16 protein-coding genes are annotated in these 15,034 nt (G+C 65.6%); 6 read left to right on the plus strand and 10 right to left on the minus strand.

Features of this window, described 5'->3' with window-relative positions; genetic code table 11:
* Positions 1–37: 37 nt before the first annotated feature.
* From ACJYUO_RS15845 to serA, 4 genes are all read right to left on the minus strand, one after another.
* Positions 38–1,219, minus strand: coding sequence for a DUF7118 family protein (locus ACJYUO_RS15845; RefSeq protein WP_494346311.1), 1,182 nt, complete (start codon positions 1,217–1,219; stop codon positions 38–40).
* A gap of 1 nt (position 1,220) precedes the next feature.
* The gene (gene hisI, locus ACJYUO_RS15850) at positions 1,221–1,640 is read right to left on the minus strand and encodes a phosphoribosyl-AMP cyclohydrolase (protein ID WP_494346312.1); all 420 of its coding nucleotides are present in this window, start codon (positions 1,638–1,640) and stop codon (positions 1,221–1,223) included.
* Positions 1,641–1,739: 99 nt separating this feature from the next.
* The gene (locus tag ACJYUO_RS15855; protein WP_494346313.1) at positions 1,740–2,009 is read right to left on the minus strand and encodes a hypothetical protein; all 270 of its coding nucleotides are present in this window, start codon (positions 2,007–2,009) and stop codon (positions 1,740–1,742) included.
* A gap of 157 nt (positions 2,010–2,166) precedes the next feature.
* The gene (gene serA / locus ACJYUO_RS15860) at positions 2,167–3,753 is read right to left on the minus strand and encodes a phosphoglycerate dehydrogenase (RefSeq protein ID WP_494346314.1); all 1,587 of its coding nucleotides are present in this window, start codon (positions 3,751–3,753) and stop codon (positions 2,167–2,169) included.
* Positions 3,754–3,903: 150 nt separating this feature from the next.
* On the opposite strand from serA, the gene ACJYUO_RS15865 reads away from it, so the two are divergent.
* A complete protein-coding gene (locus ACJYUO_RS15865; protein WP_494346315.1) occupies positions 3,904–4,359 on the plus strand; it encodes a universal stress protein in 456 nt (151 codons plus the stop codon).
* 9 nt (positions 4,360–4,368) lie between these two features.
* On the opposite strand, the gene ACJYUO_RS15870 is transcribed toward ACJYUO_RS15865, so the two are convergent.
* Complete coding sequence (locus ACJYUO_RS15870) at positions 4,369–5,832, minus strand: PAS domain S-box protein (protein WP_494346316.1); 1,464 nt, start codon at positions 5,830–5,832, stop codon at positions 4,369–4,371.
* A 75-nt stretch (positions 5,833–5,907) separates the two neighbouring features.
* Positions 5,908–6,597 carry a DUF7978 family protein gene (locus tag ACJYUO_RS15875; protein ID WP_494346317.1) on the minus strand — a complete coding sequence of 230 codons (690 nt, stop codon included), beginning with the start codon at positions 6,595–6,597 and terminating at the stop codon, positions 5,908–5,910.
* A gap of 153 nt (positions 6,598–6,750) precedes the next feature.
* Between ACJYUO_RS15875 and serB the strand changes: the two genes are divergently transcribed.
* Positions 6,751–7,395 carry a phosphoserine phosphatase SerB gene (gene serB, locus ACJYUO_RS15880; protein ID WP_494346318.1) on the plus strand — a complete coding sequence of 215 codons (645 nt, stop codon included), beginning with the start codon at positions 6,751–6,753 and terminating at the stop codon, positions 7,393–7,395.
* Positions 7,396–7,592: 197 nt separating this feature from the next.
* A complete protein-coding gene (locus ACJYUO_RS15885) occupies positions 7,593–7,988 on the plus strand; it encodes a hypothetical protein (RefSeq protein WP_494346319.1) in 396 nt (131 codons plus the stop codon).
* A gap of 220 nt (positions 7,989–8,208) precedes the next feature.
* On the opposite strand, the gene ACJYUO_RS15890 is transcribed toward ACJYUO_RS15885, so the two are convergent.
* From ACJYUO_RS15890 to ACJYUO_RS15900, 3 genes are all read right to left on the minus strand, one after another.
* The gene (locus tag ACJYUO_RS15890) at positions 8,209–8,994 is read right to left on the minus strand and encodes a DUF7978 family protein (protein WP_494346320.1); all 786 of its coding nucleotides are present in this window, start codon (positions 8,992–8,994) and stop codon (positions 8,209–8,211) included.
* A 137-nt stretch (positions 8,995–9,131) separates the two neighbouring features.
* Positions 9,132–10,337 (minus strand): homoserine O-acetyltransferase MetX, encoded by a 1,206-nt coding sequence (metX, locus tag ACJYUO_RS15895; protein ID WP_494346321.1) that lies wholly within the window; start codon positions 10,335–10,337, stop codon positions 9,132–9,134.
* The gene (locus ACJYUO_RS15900; RefSeq protein ID WP_494346322.1) at positions 10,334–11,680 is read right to left on the minus strand and encodes an O-acetylhomoserine aminocarboxypropyltransferase/cysteine synthase family protein; all 1,347 of its coding nucleotides are present in this window, start codon (positions 11,678–11,680) and stop codon (positions 10,334–10,336) included. The genes metX and ACJYUO_RS15900 overlap by 4 nt, the downstream gene beginning before the upstream one ends.
* Positions 11,681–11,842: 162 nt before the next feature.
* On the opposite strand from ACJYUO_RS15900, the gene ACJYUO_RS15905 reads away from it, so the two are divergent.
* Positions 11,843–12,181 (plus strand): DsrE family protein, encoded by a 339-nt coding sequence (locus ACJYUO_RS15905; RefSeq protein WP_494346323.1) that lies wholly within the window; start codon positions 11,843–11,845, stop codon positions 12,179–12,181.
* A 204-nt stretch (positions 12,182–12,385) separates the two neighbouring features.
* Here the strand turns inward: ACJYUO_RS15905 and ACJYUO_RS15910 are convergent, their stop codons facing one another.
* On the minus strand, positions 12,386–13,042 hold the full coding sequence (locus ACJYUO_RS15910) for a DUF6517 family protein (RefSeq protein WP_494346324.1): 657 nt from the start codon (positions 13,040–13,042) through the stop codon (positions 12,386–12,388).
* A gap of 139 nt (positions 13,043–13,181) precedes the next feature.
* Between ACJYUO_RS15910 and ACJYUO_RS15915 the strand changes: the two genes are divergently transcribed.
* Complete coding sequence (locus ACJYUO_RS15915) at positions 13,182–14,414, plus strand: MFS transporter (RefSeq protein WP_494346478.1); 1,233 nt, start codon at positions 13,182–13,184, stop codon at positions 14,412–14,414.
* Between the two features lie 113 nt (positions 14,415–14,527).
* Complete coding sequence (locus ACJYUO_RS15920) at positions 14,528–15,001, plus strand: plastocyanin/azurin family copper-binding protein (RefSeq protein ID WP_494346325.1); 474 nt, start codon at positions 14,528–14,530, stop codon at positions 14,999–15,001.
* Positions 15,002–15,034: the final 33 nt, after the last annotated feature.

A 15,034-nucleotide genomic window follows, 5' to 3' on the forward strand; every position in this document is an offset into this window, starting at 1 on the left:
TCCGGGGTCAGTAGTTCGGGCCGTCGGAGTCGCGGACTCAGACCGGGTCCTCGGTTTCGAGCGCGTCCTCGAGTCGCTCCCGTTCGGTCCGCAGGGTCTCGAGTTCGTCCGCGACGCGGCCGTCGGTCAGCCGCTCGCGTTCGGCGGGGCTGAGTTGGGCGACCGCCTGCGCGGCGGTCTGCAGCCGGTCGTAGTCGGGATCGGTCGCGAGCAGGCGGACCTCGCGCAGCGCCGCGACGGTGTCCTCGTCGGCGATCCGGGTGACGAAGGGGCGGTACTCCCGCGCCCGACGGCGGAGCGCGCCGGCCGGCTCCGGCGGCCAGTCGATCGTCAGCGCCTCGGCGTCGATCCCCTCGAGGTACGTCTGCTGGGTCGCCACCGACCGCTTGAGTTCGTCCGCGCTGTCGACGTAGTGGGACAGCTTCGACCGGGAGTAGTCGGCGTACTCGAGCAGTTCGGGGATCGTGTACTCGCCCGCCGAATTCCCGCGCACGTAGCCCGCCAGATCGTCGGGCGGGCGCTCGTAATCCACGAACGGATACCACTGACTCCGCTCGAGCAGGTCGAACACCTCGCGCACGCTGGCCTCGAGTCGGTACTCCGCAAACGCCTCGCGGACGGCCTCGTTGTAGGCCTCGATCGGCGCTCGCAGTTGCTCGACCGGCGCGTCGAGATCCGCGTTCGCCAACTCGAGTAGTCGTTCACGCTCGTCGATCTCGCCGTCGAGCTCCCGCAGGCGTTTGGCGGCCGCCGTCCGCGCCTCCGCTACCTCCTCGCGGGCGGTTTCGCGTTCCTCCAACAGGTCGGCGTACTCGGCGGCCGGCTCGAGGCACTCGCGAGCGCGCTCGAAATCCGATTCGCTGAGCCGGCGCTTGTCGATCGCCTCGAGGGCGTCTTCGAAGGCCTCGTATTCGGGGAGATCCTCCGAGAGGCCGGAGACGAGCCCGTCGAATTTCCCCTCGAGTTCGATGTAGGCCTGGAAGTTCTCTTTCCCGGTCCCGGTCGCGCGGTCGACGTAGTCCTCGAGGAGCGTCGTCGCGTTCCGGTAGGCCGCCGTCACTTCCTCGACGGTTTCCTCGCCGTAGTCTTCGATCCGTTCGTCGGCCGTCGCGAGCCGCTTTCGGGCGGCTTCGAGGGACTCGAGGGGCGTCGGCTCGCCGTCGGCACGCCCGTCGGGAGCGCTCGAGCCGGCGTCGGCGGGAGGGGCGCGTTCGCTCATCTCACTCGTAGACGTCGTCGGGATCGTACACTCGCTCGCCGACGTTCTCAACGTCGACCGTTGCGGTCGACGAGCCTCCGTTCGCTTCGCTTACGGAGACGCCTTCGATCGTTCGGTAGAAACACGACCGGTGGCCGGTGTGACACGCGCCGCCCTCTTGATCGACCAGATAGAGCAGGGTATCGGCGTCGCAGTCCACGCGGACCTCCTCGACGGCTTGGACGTGGCCGCTCGTCGCGCCCTTCTCCCAGAGCTCGTCGCGGCTTCGGGAGTAGTAGTGCGCTCTCCCGGTTTCGCGCGTCCGCTCGAGGGCCTCCGGCGAGACGTACGCGAGCATCAATACCTCGCCGCTGTCGGCGTCCTGTGCCACGGCGGGGACGAGTCCGTCCTCGCCGAAATCGACCGAAACGTCGTCGTCCATACTCGCGATATCGGTCGGCCGAGCGATAGGTCTTTTGCCGCGGGTGGCCTGCACGCATCGTTGTTCGAAAATCGTGAGACGAAAACGGGCGGAGCGGTGTTAGCGCCCGGTCCAACTCCAGCGGCCGACGACGAGCAGGACGGCCGCGAACAGCAGGAATCCGGCGGTCACGGCGGTCGTCCCGGCGGCCGTCGTCGACGCGGCGACCAGTCCCGACACCAGCATGAGTCCGACGACGAGCAGCAGTAAGCCGAAGATCGAGGCGATCGATAACCCGACTCCCTCTCGAATCCCCGATTTCGTTTCTGCAGCGTCCTCGAGGGCGCTCTTCGTCGGTTGCTGTACTGGACCGCGGTACGGGATTGCCATGTTTCTCGCCTCCTACGGGACATAGGCTCTCGGCGGCAATAAAGCGCGCTCACGAACGGACTGACTGTCCGGTCGGCGAGACGAGATGTGAGTTCGGGATACCGCTCAGAACCGAGACGAAAAATCGCTCTGTCGGTCGGTTCGGGCTCGAGGCCGATCAGGCCTGGCCGTTCAGCGTGATGTCGCTGACGCCGATGACGCGCTCGTCGTTTTCGAGTTCCGCCTTGGCTTCGTCGGGGACCTCGCTGTCGACGTTGTAGACGGTGAGCGCTTCGCCGCCGATGGTCTCGCGGGCGTTGAACATGCCGGCGATGTTGACGCCGTGATTGCCCATGACCGAGCCGATGAGGCCGATGACGCCGGGTTCGTCTGTGTTTCGCGTGACGACCATTCGGCCGTGGGGGATGGCGTCGACGCGGTAGCCGTCGATGCGGACGATGCGCGGGTCGTCGCCCGCGAAGAGCGTGCCGTCGACCGAGACCTCGTCGTCGTCGTTGCTCACCGTCACCGAGATCAGGCTCTGGAAATCCTCTGCCTGTCGGGTCTTCGATTCGGTGACGTCGACACCGCGGTCCTCGGCGATCTGGGGCGCGTTGACGGCGTTGACCTGCCACTCGAGGGGTTCGAAGACGCCCTTGAGCGCGCTCGCGGTGACGAACTCGATGTCCTCCTCGGCGATGTCGCCCTCGTAGGTGACCTCGACGTCCTCGATGCGGCCCTCGAGCAGTTGGGCGGCGACCTTGCCGGCGGTTTCGGCGAGGTCGATGTAGGGCTCGACGCGGGGGAACGCGCTCTCGTCGATCGAGGGCGCGTTGAGCGCGTTCGCGACCGGCTCGCCGACGAGCGCGGCGTTGACCTGCTCGGCGGTGGAGGTGGCGACGTTCTCCTGGGCGGCCTCCGTCGAGGCCCCGAGGTGGGGCGTGACGATGATGTCGTCGTGCTCGAGCAGCGGCGAGTCGGCGGCGAGGGGTTCCTCGGCGAAGACGTCGAGTGCCGCGCCGGCGAGGGTACCGTCCTCGACTTTCGCCGCGAGGGCGTCCTCGTCGACGACGCCCCCGCGGGCGCAGTTGATCAGGTAGCCGTTGCCCAGCAGATCGAGTTCGTCCTCGCTGATCAGCCCCTCCGTTTCGGGGGTCAGCGGCGTGTGAACGGTCACGAAGTCCGCGGCCTCGAGACACGGTTCGAACTCGACGAGTTCGGCACCGATGCGCTCGGCGCGCTCCTCACTGATGTACGGGTCGTAGGCGACGATGTCCATGCCAAGCGAGTCGAGTTTCTTCGCGACCTCTTGGCCGACGCGGCCGAGGCCGACGACGCCCAGCGTCTTGCCGTCGAGTTCGGCACCGAGGTAGTCGCTTTTGGCCCACTCGCCGTTTTTCAGGCGGATGTGGGCCTGCGGGATCGATCGCGCGGCGGCGAACGTCATCGCGACGGTGTGTTCGGCCGCCGCGCGGACGTTCCCCTCGGGAGCGTTGGCGACGATGACGCCGTTGTCTTTTGCGGCGTCGATATCGATGTTGTCGACGCCGATCCCCGCTCGGCCGACGATGACCAGTTCCTCGGCGGCGTCGAGGACGTCTTCGGTAACCTCCGTTCCGGAGCGAACGATCATGCCGTTCGCGTCGGAGACCGCCTCGAGGAGGTCGTCGCCCTCGAGTTCGTAGCCCGTCTCGACCTCGTGGCCGGCGTCTCTGAGTACGTCCAGACCCGCATCAGCGATGGGATCCGTGACGAGAACCTTCATGCGCGAGACAACCGTGTGGAGCATGTAAACCCTTCCGTTGTGATCTGGGGTGGCAAAAAGCACCGCTGTCTCGCGACACGGCATGACAGTTCTCCCACTGATCGGGAATTACTTGGGTGAATTATAGGTCGAACCCGCCTCGTTTCAGGTATGTACGATCGAATCCTACTGCCGACCGACGCCGAAGCGGGAACGGAACTCGCCACCGAACACGCCGTCGCCCTCGCGGAACACACCGGCGCAGAACTGCACCTGCTGTACGTCGTCGACAGCGACGTCTACGACGCCTACAGCGGCGATGAGTACGTCCACGAGTTCGAGGGCCTCGAGGCCGCCCTCGAGCAGATCGGTGAGGACGCCCTCGGCGCGGCCGCCGAGGCGGCCCGGGAGGCGGGACTCGAGCCGACGACGGTCGTCAGGCGCGGTAGACCGCACGACGAGATCCTCGCCTACGCGGACGAGGCGGACGCCGACCTGCTCGTCATGGGGTCGACGGAACGGCCCGGCGAGTACCGCCAGTTGCTGGGGAGCGTCACGGACCGGGTCGCGCGTCTCGCTTCTCGGCCGGTGACGATCGTCAAGACGCCGGTCGAGGACGGCGAGTAGCGCTCTCGGTCACTGTGCGTGTGGCAGCCGAACGATAACGCAGTTGCCCGCCTCGTCGGACCGGGGCTCGTAGTCGAGATAGCCGCCGTAGTCGTCGACGATCAGGCTGGCAAGCCACAGTCCCAGCCCGTTTCCGTGTCTAACCTGCGTGACCTGTTCGTCGTTGAAGATTCCCGCCCGTTCGGACGCGGGGATGCCCGGGCCGGTATCGCGAATCCGAACGGCAACGGTTCCGTCGTCCGCCTCGACGACGGCGATTTCGACGATCGGCTCGGCGGCGTCGGCGTGGACGATCGCGTTCTCGATGAGTTCCTCGAGGACGATCGTGAATCGCTCGTCTCCGACGACGACCGCGTCCGCGGCCTCGGTAATCGCGATCGTACACGCGGGATGGCGGTCCTGAAGGGTGGCGATGATCGTCTCGAGGTTGTCCCGGACGGAAACCGGCCGCTGTGAATGACCGTTTTCGAGGGCCACGTCGGCGAGTTCCTTCGCGGATTCGTTGAGTTCGATCAGCGACGCGGCCGCGGCCGCGATTTCGGCCGCGTCCTCGCGGTGGCCCTCGTCCTCGAGGCCTGTGACCAGTGTCTCGGCGAACCCGCTGATGACGTTTAGTTCGTTGCGGAGGTTGTGCCGAAGCAGTCGGTGGAGGACCTGTAGATGCTGCTCTCGGCGTTTCAACGGCGTAATATCACGTCCTTCGGGGACGAGCAGCTGGATCCGCCCCTGTTGATCGGTGATCGGGCGAACGGAAAAGTCGATGATTGCCGTCCGGTCGGCACCCTGAATGCGGAGTTCGCCATGGAACACCTCGCCCTGGCTGGCGCGTTCGACGGCCTCGAGGGCAGTCTCCCGGGCCTTCTCGTCGAACTGGAACCAATAGGTATCCCAGACCGGTTCCCCGACGACCTCGTCGCGGTCGATCCCGGCGAAGGAAAGGGCCGTCCGGTTGACCTCGAGGACGGTGCCGTCGGGCTCGAGGAGGCCGGTGAACTGGTAGGTGTTATCGAAGACGGCCTCGAAGCGGCGCTGTCGGGCCTTCCGGTCGGCGATGTCGCGAAAGAGGCCAGTAAACAGCTGTTGGCCCTCGTGGGTGTGTTCCCGCAGGCTCACCAGCACGGGCACCTCGTGGCCGTCTTTGTGGAGTGCGGGGAGTTCGATCCCGTCCCAGTCGATGTGTTTCTCGCCGGTCCGGAGATACTTCTCGAGGCCGGCGGCGTGGGCGGGCTGGAGCCGCTCGGGGATCAGCGTCATCTTCGAGGAGCCGATGAGGTCCGCGGGGCTGTAACCGAGGATCTCCTCGATCGCGGGGTTGGCGAAGACGATGGTACTCTCCTCGTCGATGGTCAGCAACCCCTCGGAGGTGTTGGCGACCAGCTGCCGGAAGAACTCTCCTTCCTCGAAGGGAAACAGCGGCGACTCGAGGTCGTCGGTCGAACTCGACCGCTCGCGCTGCCGGTCGCCATCGGTCACGCGAGGGAAACGGTACGCTGAACTTATATAAACACCGGCTACTGGCGTCGTGGCCCGACTCGAGCGGAAAGTCAGTTATCGAGTCGTCCCAGCAAGTCGCGGAACGGCGGCGATGGCGGCCCCGACCGCGACGAACGCGAGTGCAGTCGTCCCGATCGTCACGACCGTGCCGAAATCGGTCGCAGCGGCTATTGTCGGCGCGTCAGCGGTTGCCGACTCACCGTCGGGCGTCCACTCGGCGATCGTCGTGAGACCGGTCAGCAAGACGACGTAGCTCGCGACCAGCGTCCCGACCGCGAGGCCGGCCGCCCGGCGCGTCTCGAGTCGCACGTACCGGACGAGCAGGTAGCCGGCGATCAGCAATACGACGACCGGAACGAGCGCGGAAACGTGGCTGATGACGCCTTGATCCATTCTAAATGCGAAGCCGATCGGTTCACCGCTCTGTTCGATCGGTACACCGTGGCTCCCCAGTGTCACGAGCCCCGCGAGGATCAATCGGCTCGGGCCGTCTTCCGCGCCCGTTCCTGACGTTGCGATCAGTACGCGTACGAGGTGATAGGCCACCGCGTAGACGACTGCGAAGGCACTCACGCCTGATACGAGTCCGACCTTCCACGGTGCGACAGCCAGTCTTCGCCGTCTGGGACCCGGTACGGCGGTCGGATCGTCGTCGTTCCCGCCGTCCCCGCCGCCCTCGTTCTCATCGAGTTCTCGCTCGTCCTCGAGCGAGGGCCCCGTCTCGTATTGCCGATTCGGTGACATGTGGCCGGCAACGAACGACGATCGGGAATACGTTTCGGTCGTTCGACGCGTGGAACCAGCACCGTTTCAAGCGGCCGATCGCAACCTCGAGAGCGAGAGATTGCGGAATCGAAACCTGAACTGGTTTATCCCGGGACCGTCAACCGGCGAGCGATGACAGTCGTCGCCTTCGACTTCGACGGGACGCTTTCGGACTCCGAGATGACCGTACTGCTCGGCGACCGCCGCGGCGTCGCCGACGACATGGACGAGATCACCGAGCGCGCGATGAACAACGAGATCGAGTACGCCGAGAGCCTGCGCAAACGTGCGGCCCTGCTCGAGGGGCTGCCCGAAGCTGAGGCCGAAGCGGCCTTCGATGAGGTTGTCCTCCGGGAGGGTGCGGCCGACCTCATCGCGGAACTGAACGACGCCGGCGTCACGACCGCCATCCTCACGGGCGGGTTCGAACGCGGCGTCGCGGCCGCCCTCGAGCGCGAGGGCGTCTCCGTCGATCACATCGTCTCGAACCGCCTCCCGATGAAAGCGGGCGAACTCACAGGTGCGGTCGAGGGGCCGCTGATCGAGGGCACCAAAGACGACGCGCTCGCGGACCTCGCCGACGACGTCGGCGTCGACCTCGCGGACACCGTCGCGGTCGGCGACGGCGCGAACGACCTGCCGATGCTCGAGGTCGCGGGGCTGGCGATCGGCTTCGAACCGAAGCCGGCGGTCGAACCCCACTGTGACGTCGTCGTCACGTCGATGGCCGAAGCTCGCGAGACGCTGGTCGACGACGGCGTGCTCGCCGAGCGCTGAGCCGTCGGCGATACACACGATTTATCGTCCGTAACCGGCTGTTTCCGGTTCGCATTGCTCGTCCGATTCCGGCCAATCGGTCTCTTCTCACCGTTCTCGGTGCTCGAGTCGAATCGTCAATTTTCGGCGACTCTCAGGCCTAATAACCCATTTCTCCACCGAGAGAGTTTTAACTCACAGTCGAGTAAGTGGCTCTGATGATGTGGCAAGACCTCGTATTCATGCTCGGAAGCGGCCTCTCGATCGTCTTTCTCGCGCCGACGCTGCGCGACTCGAGCGCGCGGGTTCCGCTGGGCACGAGCCTGCCGTCGATGGGAATCGGGTTCGTCTACAGTGTGACCTTCTTTACCCTCGGGATGACGTTCTCCGCAGCGGGCGCGTTCGCCGCCGGATCGATGTGGTCGATGATCGCCCTGTTCCGTTCGCCCCAGGGCGTTTCGATGAAACTGCTCGCCCGCGAAAACCTCGCGCTGTTCGTCTCCGACGTCCAGTACTGGCTCGCCCGCCGACGGTCGGACGGGTCCCCCGCTGAACAGTACGTCTCGGTCGATCGCGCTCCCTCGCAGGCTCACGGTCAGGGTAACGGCAGTTGAAACCGCCTTCTCAGGCCTTCCTGCCGGTTCCGGATCGCAATCCGTTCGGTTCCAGACCGCTCTTTCGTCCTCGTGGACCCATCTCTGTAACGCGACCGTCCGGCAGCCGACCGATTCGGCTCACTTCCAGCAATATGGGATCCCCTGAGAGAGCGCTCAAATCGGTTGATTCGGCGATGAAAACAGTGAACGGGCAACGCGCCCTACCGCGAGTGGAACGCTATCGGTCGTTGATTTTCTCGACTGCGGTGTCGATGACTGCGTCTCCCTGCGTGATGAGCGATCCGACGATCGCGAAGGCAGTCGGGAAGATGATTCCAGCGAAGAGGATCGCATCAGTAGTCGAAGCCCCGAAATCGACGTTGGAGATGACATCTCCCTCGTCGTTGAGGAACTGACCGCTCTCGAGCGTCCCAACGCTATCGATGACCTGTCCCACGAGTACCTCGTCGCCGTAGCTGTGGGTCATCAGGAACGCAGCGATAGCAGCGAATACCAGATACGGCGGCGCGATCGTCAGGCCCGCTTTGACTGCGTCGACCGGGCTGTCAGCGTCCGTATACCGTGCGACTCCGTATCCGGCGACCATCAGCGATCCGACCGTAACGGTGAACAGAACCGTCGTGGCGAGAGTGAACGGTGAGTTGCTCAGGGCCGCGACGTTGTTCGGTGCATCACTGAGTGTGGCGACTTCGCCGCTGGCTTCGAACCCGACACCGAAGGCCGCAAGGTAACTCCAGCCGGCAGCGACCCACGAACTCACGAGATCGGTGACGACCGTCGTCTCACCGTCGGCGTAGGTGATCGGTGCCGCCTGCGCAGACGCGGCAACTGTCAAATACAGGTGTGTTAGGTATGTGATGAGCACCCCGATAATTCCGAACACTGCCCCCTCTTTGATCGGCAGGTCAGACCCGTCGTCGAGCGCCCCCTGTCCCCGTGGCTGCGACCGCTGTTGTTCCCCTGCCGGTTCGTCTTCGTAATCCAGTTGCTTCCCGTCTGACATCACCAACACATCAAACAGAGAGATATTATACCTTTCGGCACTATTCTTCGCGAATTGCAGTCATCGACCGTGACACACCGTTCAGAACCGTCTATCGACTTGTCCAATATCCATAATATATAGCCGATACTAACGAACTACTTCGAGAAGAGACTCGTATGGACCGGGGCGAACTCCCCCGAGTCGTCGGTCTCGGGCTCCGTATCTGTGATCGCGCGACCGGCGAGTCCCGTCTCGAGCAGATCCGTAACCGGCGGACCGACTTTCTCGGGTTCGACGAGGAACGCGTCGTGGCCGTGGTCGGACTCGACGACGTGGTGGGCGACGTCGACCGCGGCCTCGCGGCAGGCCTCGGCCAGCGCCTCGGCCTGTTCGGTCGTGAAGTGCCAGTCGCCGGTAAAGGAGAGCACGAGGAGTTCCCCCTCGAAGGCCGCCAGGGCGTCGGCGTCTCCCTCGTAGCCCGCCGACAGGTCGAAGTCGTCCATCGCGCGGGTCATGTAGAGGTAGCTGTTCGCGTCGAACCGGTCGGTGAACTTCTCGGCCTGATAGTCCAGATAGGACTCGACCTCCCGATAGGGGAAGAAGGCGGCCGCGGGGTCCGGGGGCTCCTCGCGAACGGCCTCCCGCCCTGCCGAGCGGCGGCCGAACTTGCGGCCCATCGAGGCCTTCGAGAGGTACATGATGTGACCGATCTGGCGCGCTCGAGCCAGTCCTTCCTCGGGTCCGGGCCCGTCGTAGTAGTGACCGCCGTTCCAGTTCGGATCGCCCGTGATCGCCCGCCGAGCGACGGTATCGAGCGCGAGACACTGGGCGTCGAGTCGGGCGGCGCTGGCGACCACCCCGGCGCGTTCAACATCGTCGGGGAACCGCCGCAGCCAGTCCAAGACGTTCATGCCGCCGACGCTGCCGCCGACGACGGCGTGGAGTCGGCCGACGCCGAGTTCGTCCAGCAGTTTCCGCTGGGCGCGGGTCCAGTCACCGACCGTGACCGGCGGGAAATCGGTGCCGTAGGGCTCGCCCGTCTCGGGGTTCTCGCTCGAGGGGCCGGTCGTCCCGTAACACGATCCTGGCGCGTTCGCACAGATGACGTAGTACTCCGTCGTGTCGATCGCCTTCCCGGGGCCGACGACGTCGCCCCACCACGCACGAGCCTGTCCCGCAGTCCCGCCGCCGGCGTCCGGCCGGCGGGCGACGTGGGCGCTGCCGGTCAGCGCGTGACAGACCAGCACCGCGTTGTCGCCGGTAAAGTCGCCGTAGGTCTCGTAGGCTACCTCGAGGTTCGGGATCGACTCCCCCGAGAGGAACTGGAACTCGCCCAGCGCGGTCGTGTTCTTCGTCGTCACGGCCGCTCACCCTCGTCTCGACAGGCCCGTGTCGCCGCCGCGATCGCCTGCTCGAGGTCGGCCAGAATATCTTCGGGGTCCTCGATTCCGACCGACATCCGGATCAGGTCCTCGGTGACGCCGGCTTCCTCGCGCTCTTCGGGCGAGAGCTGGCCGTGGGTGGTGCTCGCGGGGTGGATCACGAGCGTCTTCGCGTCGCCGATGTTCGCAAGGAACTGGGCGACCTCGACGTTCTCGCAGAAGGCCTTGCCCGCCTCGAATCCCTCCTCGAGACCGAACGCGACCATCCCGCCGTAGTCCTCGAGATATCGCGTCGCGTTGTCGTGCGTGGGGTGGTCCGCGAGTCCCGGGTGCGTGACCCACGCGACATCGTCGTGGTCGGCGAGGTATTCCGCGACGATCGCGGCGTTCTCGCAGTGTTTCTCGACGCGCAGCGGCATCGTCTCAAGCCCTTGTAGGGTCTGCCAGGCGTCGAACGGCGACTGCTGGTTGCCGAGACTGCGCAGCGACCGGTACCGCGCGGTGGCGGCGAAAGGCGCTTCGGGGAAGTCCCGCGAGAAGTCGACGTCGTGGTAGGCGTGGTTCGGACCGGCGATCTCGTCGTACCCGTGCTCGCCCCACGGGAAGGAGCCGCCGTCGACGAGGACGCCGCCGACGGTCGTGCCCGAGCCGTGGAGCCACTTCGTCGTCGACTCCCAGACCACGTCGGCCCCGTGCTCGAGCGGTCGGCAGAGAGCGGGGGTCGCGAAGGTGTTGTCGACCACGAGCGGCACGCCGTTGTCGTGGGCGATCTCGGCCACCCGCTCGAAGTCCGGGGTTACGAGCGAGGGGTTGCCGATCGTCTCGACGTGGACGAAGGCGGTGTCCTCGTCGATCGCCTCCTCGTAGGCGTCGTACTCGAGCGTGGGGACGAATTTCGGCTCGATGTTCCGCCGGGTCGCCGTCTTCGAGAAGTAGGCCGTCGTCCCGCCGTAGGTGTCCGTCGAGCAGACCACGTTGTCGCCCGCCTCGGCAAGGATCAGGACCGCGGAGTCCAGCGCGGCCATGCCGCTGCCCGTCGCGACCGCGCCCGCGCCGCCCTCGAGGGCGGCGAGTCGGTCCTCGAGCATCGTGACGGTCGGGTTGGCGATCCGAGAGTAGATGTAGCCGTCGTCCTCGAGGGCGTAGCGGTCGGCTGCGGTATCGGCGTCCTCGAAGACGTAGGAGGTCGTCTGGTAGAGCGGCGGTGCCATCGCGCCGGTCTCCGGATCGGGGGACTGGCCGGCGTGGACGCTGCGCGTTCCGAGGCCGCGCTCGTCCCGCTTGGCATCCGCATCGTGCCCGTCGCTCGCGTCGTCGCTCATGTTTAGTATGCATACTACTCCACGTTCATATGCACCGCAGTAACGGCAAAAACCGCAGACTAGAGAATATCACGCATGGAAATCAACACCGATCGCGACGTTCCCGCAATCGCTTCGCTTGCAGGCTCAAATCCTATTGCCGGACGACGATGCCCTTTGCGTGTGCAGACAGTCTTCCACCTCATCGCCGACGACCCGGCACAGCGAGCAACTGCGCTCACGATCGCCGAGAACCTCACGAAAGACGACTCCGTCGAGATCGACGACATCGCGATCGTCGCACAGGCCGACGGCATCGAACCGCTGACGGCCGGCGGCGACGGCAGCGACATGGTCGAATCGCTGCTCGAGACCGGCATCTCGGTCAAGGCCTGCGGGAACACGCTCGACCTGAAGGACCTCGCGGAGTCCGATCTCGTCGACGGCGTCGAGACCGTCCCCTCCGGCGGCGGCGAACTCACCCGCTTACAGAGCGAGGGCTACGCCTACATTCGGCCGTAGGTCCATTCTGGTCAATCGATACACGATGGCGCGCTGTGGCCGGCCGAGCGGAAGCGAGGACGGCCGACATATTGCGCGAGGGATGAGCGAACGAACCATGTGAGTGAGCGAATCGTCTGGGGAGGGTGTGGCGATCCCCTGCTGCCACGATAGCAGACCACTCGTCTTCGTCGGAACCACTCCGGAAAACCCAGTCAGTCGATTTCACTCGTGCTCGAGCGACTCGAGCATCGTCCGGACGGCTTCGGATTCGGTCTCGAAGCCGCTGACCTGTGGCGAGACGGCAACACAGATCACGAAATCGTCGCCGTGGGCGACGGGGTCGCTAACTTTTAGGTAGACATCGAGCGTGGTCCCCGTCGCGATCAGCCGCGCGCTCGCCTCGTATCGGGCGAGGGTCGTCTCGGTCCCGAGTACTGAAATCGACTGCTCGTCGACGAACTCGACGTCCTCGAGTCGGTCGTATCGCTCCTGTATCATCGCGACGAGGTCGTCCGTCGAGTACCCGCCGACGGGGTTGAACGTCTTCCCCAGTACGGACACCTGCGGCGTCGTGAGGACGGCGACGACCGCCGCCTGCACGCGGGTGAGTCCGACCGCATCCAGCGCGATCGCCCGGTCGTACTCGGCGTACCAATTCCGGGCCTCGATCGAGCGCTCGAGGCCAACACGGCTGACGGTCCGCTCGACGACGACCGCCTCGATGGTGTGTTCCTCGTAGCCGGTCTCCTCGAGTGCCGCCTGCGAGACGGTCCCGACGGTCGACGAGAGCGAGTCCTCGGCGAACCCGGCACAGCCGGCGACGATCCCCGTTCCGGCGGTCGCTCCCGCGGCGAGTACCTGCCGACGCGTGACTGTCATCGATAGTCACTGGTCGCCGGCGAACGAAAGCGCGTCGATTCCGCGCGTCTCAGTCCGCAGTACTGACAGTCGAACCGGATCGAACCGGGTGTCATTCGAGACGAACGAGTTCATACTCCCGCAGTCCCAAGGGGCGCTCGTGCACTCGAGTGACCGGGACCGGGTCGTGCTCGCCGCCCTCGTCTTCGCGGTGTTGTTCTCGCAGGTGCTGCTCTATCCCGGCGTCGCGGCGCTCGTAGAGGCGCTGGGTGCCGACGCGGCCACCTCGGCGTTCGCGGCGACGCCACTCGACGCGAGCATGTGGTTTCTGGTCGCCGAATTTGGCGCGTACGTCGCGTTCGTCGGTGTCTGGGGCGTCGCGAGCGACGCGACCGGCCGGCGCACGCCGTTTATCGTCGCGGGCGCGCTGGCCGGCGCGGTCGGCTACGCCGTCCTCGCCGCCGCCCCGATGCTCGGATCGATCCCCTTCGGCGGCGTGCTCCTCCTGCGCGTCTTCCAGGGGGCGATGACCATCGGCGCGTTCTCCCTGACGATGACCATGCTGATGGACCTCGAGGGGGGCCACGGCCGGAACATGGGCGCGGCGGGGATCGCCATCGGACTCGGTGCGGCGCTCGGCGCGCCGATCGGCGGCCAGCTCACCGAACTCAACCCGCTCGCGCCGCTGCTCGTCGCCGCCGGCCTGCTCGTCTGTGTCGGCGCGCTCGTCTCGCTGGTCAGGGACCGCGCGGCCGACAGTCGGCGGAGCGCTCGAGCCCTCGTCGATGGAATCCGCCGACAGCCGACCCTCTCGATTCCCTACGCCTTCGGCTTCGTCGACCGGCTTACGGCGGGCTTTTTCGCGCTCGTGGGAACCCTCTACTTTCAGGAGACGTTCGGACTCGATGCCGGAACGACCGGCCTCATGCTGGCGTGCTTTTTCGGCCCATTCGCCCTGTTGCAGTATCCGATGGGTGCCCTCTCGGACCGGATCGGCCGCACCGTCCCGATCGTCGTCGGCTCGGTCTGTTACGGCGGTGGTATCCTCCTCGTCGGTGCCTCACCATCGGTCCCGACCGCTGCGATCGCGATGGCCGGCGTCGGCGTTCTGGGCGCGCTCGTTGCACCCGCGACGATGGCGCTGGTCACCGACCTCGCCGGTGAGAGCGAGCGCGGGATCGCTATGGCCGGCTTCAACGTCGCCGGCAGCCTCGGCTTCCTCGGCGGGTTCATCATCGGTGGCACCGTCGCCGGCACCTACGGTTACCAACTGGCCTTTCTCGTCGTCGGTGGCCTCGAGATCGCCATCGCTATCGTCACAGTCCCTATTTTTTTGCGGCTCTCGCTCGAGCCGACCGAGCGATTCCGGTCGGACGATAGACATGATACGTGACCAGAATTGACAAGTCCGGCAGCGATGACGCTTCTATATTGTGGTGTGTATTCGCATAACGTTGTATCGGGAGAAGGTATCAATTTTTATGTGCACAGGCCCAACCCCCGGTGATGGCACGAGACAATCCGGTTTCGCGGCGGACAGCACTGAAGATCACCGGTGCGGCGGCGTCGACGGCGCTCGTCGCCGGTTGTAGCAGCGGTGGTAACGGTAACGGCAACGGGAACGGTAACGGCGAGAGTGAGGGGCCATACTCGATCGAGTCCGGGACGACCATCGAACTCAAATCGCTGGCCCAGTCTTGGGAAGGCGTCGCGCCGTCCCAAATCGAGGGCGTGGAGAATCCTGACCTCAGCCTCACCGAGGGCGAGTCCTACACGATCGAGTGGGTAGAGAACGAGCAGGGTTCACACAACCTCGCCGTCTACGACGACAGCGAGTCGGCCGTCGCGGGACCGACCGACCAGGTCAGCGACAGCGAACCCGGCCTGACCGTCGACTTCGAAGCGTCGAGTGACACGGTCGAGTACGTCTGTGAGCCGCACTACGACGCCGGAATGACGGGTAACATCGAACTCGAATAACGGTTCTACGCCACGATCGGGCGGAACGGTCGA

Source organism: Natrinema sp. CRL1 (assembly GCF_059162405.1).

Coding starts and splice junctions, on each gene's coding strand:
- ACJYUO_RS15845 (WP_494346311.1), bottom strand. CDS start 1,219: ATGAGCGAACGCGCCCCTCCCGCCGACGCCGGCTCGAGCGCTCCCGAC.
- hisI (WP_494346312.1), bottom strand. CDS start 1,640: ATGGACGACGACGTTTCGGTCGATTTCGGCGAGGACGGACTCGTCCCC.
- ACJYUO_RS15855 (WP_494346313.1), bottom strand. CDS start 2,009: ATGGCAATCCCGTACCGCGGTCCAGTACAGCAACCGACGAAGAGCGCC.
- serA (WP_494346314.1), bottom strand. CDS start 3,753: ATGAAGGTTCTCGTCACGGATCCCATCGCTGATGCGGGTCTGGACGTA.
- ACJYUO_RS15865 (WP_494346315.1), top strand. CDS start 3,904: ATGTACGATCGAATCCTACTGCCGACCGACGCCGAAGCGGGAACGGAA.
- ACJYUO_RS15875 (WP_494346317.1), bottom strand. CDS start 6,597: ATGTCACCGAATCGGCAATACGAGACGGGGCCCTCGCTCGAGGACGAG.
- serB (WP_494346318.1), top strand. CDS start 6,751: ATGACAGTCGTCGCCTTCGACTTCGACGGGACGCTTTCGGACTCCGAG.
- ACJYUO_RS15885 (WP_494346319.1), top strand. CDS start 7,593: ATGATGTGGCAAGACCTCGTATTCATGCTCGGAAGCGGCCTCTCGATC.
- ACJYUO_RS15890 (WP_494346320.1), bottom strand. CDS start 8,994: ATGTCAGACGGGAAGCAACTGGATTACGAAGACGAACCGGCAGGGGAA.
- ACJYUO_RS15900 (WP_494346322.1), bottom strand. CDS start 11,680: ATGAGCGACGACGCGAGCGACGGGCACGATGCGGATGCCAAGCGGGAC.
- ACJYUO_RS15910 (WP_494346324.1), bottom strand. CDS start 13,042: ATGACAGTCACGCGTCGGCAGGTACTCGCCGCGGGAGCGACCGCCGGA.
- ACJYUO_RS15920 (WP_494346325.1), top strand. CDS start 14,528: ATGGCACGAGACAATCCGGTTTCGCGGCGGACAGCACTGAAGATCACC.